Raw genomic sequence first — 3,068 nt, 5'->3', positions numbered from 1 at the left:
TGCTCGTTTATCCAACTTTTTATCAATTTGGCGGCGGCTCCTAAGCCTACAATTAAGATTCCAATGAGGGAATTATCAAAAAAATCTTTCGTAAATCGTGCCACATTGTAAATCGGTGGAATATGCAATGGCGAGAAACTGTTAATCCTTCGCAGATACATATACAGTTCTTTTTCTATAAACATGTTAACCTGCTTTTGATAATACCGGGTTAATTAAATGAAAGTATTTAATGCTATGCTTCCGAGGTTTAACAGTCTATTGCTGTTATGCTTACCAAAACAATAAAAGAAACCTTATTTGTGATTACCGAGCAAATAGTTTTTCCCGAAATCATCGAGTGTCTGAGGATCACATTTTATAATACTGCCATTCAAGTAGCGTTCCATTTCTGAGAGTTTGTACAAACATCAACCCCGTAGCATGATGTAACTGAAAAGATAAACAAATAAGGCTTCAAAGATTTGTGTAATTAAAAAAAAGAGACTATTTTTGAACCCGAAAAGAAAAACAGGTTCGGCGGACATCTGTTTGACAATTCACGACAAATAAAAGGTACTAAATCGGTACCCGGTCTTTTTTCTAATTTGGAAAAGATTTATTTTCAAATATATAGCGACCGGGGTTCAAACCCCGTCTTTCGCTCGAATGTGACAATAGTCACATTTTTTGTTTAAAAGCTATTTTATAGCGAGTACGCACACGTGGTGGAATTGGTAGACATGCTACTTTGAGGGGGTAGTGCCGGTAACGGTGTAGGGGTTCAAATCCCCTCGTGTGTACTTTGGAAGTGGCTTAAATAGCCACTTTCTTTGTTTAAAGCCGCTTTGAAGGCTATTTATTAACATCACAAAACATCACAAAATCCCACTAATAAGCATTGTTTTGATACCGTTTTTCGCTTTGGTAACAATTTTGGTATCAAAATATTTATACCTTTGCATAAACCAACCATGAAGCCGTATGAAAGACTATTCTATGCGTTATATTTTCGATAGAAAAAACGAAACAGGCTATCGAAACAAAATCAAAGGAAAAAAATACAAGGATCTTGGCTTAATTCAAATAGAGATTAGAAAAGATGGGACAGATAAGCGTGCTTACGTTTCTACAAATGTAAAAGTTACACCTGATCAGTTTGCCATGTCGGACGGTGTATTAAAAATAAAGAATCATGATAATGCAAAATCATTATCAGGTAAAATAAGAGATAGATTTAATGAAGTGGCTGCTTTTATCAGCTCTGATAAATGCAATAACTTGTCTGATGTCAAATACTGGGATAAAGATGAAGTTCAATCATTATCGCTGATTAGATTCATTGAGCAGGAAGCAGGAAAAGAGAATCTTGGAAAATCATCATTAGGTAATTTTAATTCTTTTATGGCCCGGCTGAATGGCTTTGGCAAAATAAAAACATTTGCTGACCTCACTTATTCTAATATAGCTGATTTTGATACCTATTTACGTAAATATATTACGTCTCAGCCCACTTTATACAAAAAGCATGCAATGCTAAAGCATTATATAATTATAGCTATAAAGAGAGATATGTTAATCAAAAATCCTTACGATAACTTTGAGGTTAAGAAAGGAAAGCACAAAGAACCGACCTTCCTAACTCCAGAAGAACTGCAGCTGATAATAAATTATATTCCTGTTAATGAAAAATTAGAACGAGTTAAGGATCTGTTCTTATTTCAGTGCTTTACCGGCATGGCTTATGTTGATATGCAAGCATTTTCGAAAAGTGATGTAGTCATAATAAATGAAGAAGAAGCAATAAAAAGTAGCAGGATAAAAACAGATGAGTCCTATGTGCTGTATTTCTTGCCAATACCTAAAGAAATAGCGGAAAAATATAATTATAATTTGCCAACAATCTCGAACCAAAAGTACAATGATTACTTAGATTTGTTAGCAGCCGGAGCAGGCATAAATAAAAATGTGACTTCTCATTGCGGAAGACATAGCATTTTGTCTTGATAACAGTTAATCAGATAGTTACGGTGATTAAATTTTCAATAGGTAACGATTTAGAAACCAGCTTGCTTCTTATATTTGCTTAGCTATCCCACCATGTTAAAGAACGGCTTACTTGATGTAAAGGTACAAAATGTTTTATAAATATGTCATTTCGCTCTAATGTTCTTCTATAGTTTTTCTTTTCTTAGCAGTTTATCCCCTGAAAAAGCAGTAAAACAAAATTTTGGCACTAAACGCAATCTTATTAAAACGTACATCCTAAAAAAGCATAAATCACACAATACTTTGTTGTTGTGTGATTTATGCTTTTTAATTAGCCTTTAGGCGGATAGTCGTCATTTCCATAGCTATTTTTCTCTCGGATTTTGCCATCCATCCTGTGTATAACGACTTCCGATTTTTGATTGATGGCAATTTCACGAGCTTTCTCAATAGCCTCTTTCTGAGTGTCAAAGTTTTGGGTAACCCTTGTGTTCTTCTCCCCTTTTACACCCCAGCCTTCTTGCGTCTTTACAACGTGTTGATTTTTTCTCATATCAACTAACGTTTATGACAACTTGGACAGCAATAATAGCATCCATCTACGTTAGAATAGTGCTCTTTTGCTTTTTTGATAGCATCTGCACAGTTTGAGAAATAACCTAAGTTAATTAGGTTTGAACTGTGTGGCAAATAACTACATGTGCTTTTATGCACCTCGTGCTCTCCTGTGGATTGAGCATTCTTGTTCACATAATAATACTCCATAAGATAAAAAAAATTAAATGACTCAACCTGATTGTATTTAAGTAAGTTTGCACGGTTGAATTAAGCAAATTACCCTCTATAAAATTGTTTGTTATTCAAAGCTATATACATCCTATGCACTCTATCTGCATAGATTATTTTTTCTGAATAATATTCTCAATTTTGAACTCGAAAACATATTCATTCTTCACATCTTGAATGATAATAGTGTATAATATAATTGAAAAGTAGTCCACTAAAATAATTGAAAAGTATACCACCGGTTAAGTAAAATCCGCTAGAGCTTCTAATAAAGCCCTGCATTTTACTAACAAATATTAACATTATAAATTCCT

The 3,068-nt window shown here is 33.8% G+C and carries 3 protein-coding genes and 1 tRNA gene; 2 read left to right on the top strand and 2 right to left on the bottom strand.

What is annotated here, in order from left to right; translation table 11 throughout:
• Positions 1 to 185 (bottom strand): hypothetical protein (locus G7Y56_RS18520; RefSeq protein WP_221412571.1); only part of this gene is annotated, 185 nt, incomplete at its 3' end.
• A gap of 513 nt (positions 186 to 698) precedes the next feature.
• Between G7Y56_RS18520 and G7Y56_RS18320 the strand changes: the two genes are divergently transcribed.
• Both G7Y56_RS18320 and G7Y56_RS18315 read left to right on the top strand, forming a co-directional pair.
• Positions 699 to 782, top strand: a tRNA-Leu gene (locus tag G7Y56_RS18320).
• 181 nt (positions 783 to 963) lie between these two features.
• Entirely contained in the window at positions 964 to 1,986 is a 1,023-nt protein-coding gene (locus G7Y56_RS18315) for a site-specific integrase (RefSeq protein WP_165045895.1), read from the top strand.
• A gap of 313 nt (positions 1,987 to 2,299) precedes the next feature.
• Here G7Y56_RS18315 and G7Y56_RS18310 read toward each other — a convergent pair whose 3' ends face one another.
• Entirely contained in the window at positions 2,300 to 2,521 is a 222-nt protein-coding gene (locus G7Y56_RS18310) for a DUF2188 domain-containing protein (RefSeq protein ID WP_165045893.1), read from the bottom strand.
• Between the last annotated feature and the right edge of the window lie 547 nt (positions 2,522 to 3,068).

Source organism: Dysgonomonas sp. ZJ709 (genome assembly GCF_011039195.1).
Lineage (GTDB): Bacteria > Bacteroidota > Bacteroidia > Bacteroidales > Dysgonomonadaceae > Dysgonomonas.
The sequence above is the reverse complement of the archived record's forward strand: the minus strand, read 5'-3'. Positions and strand labels throughout refer to the sequence as shown.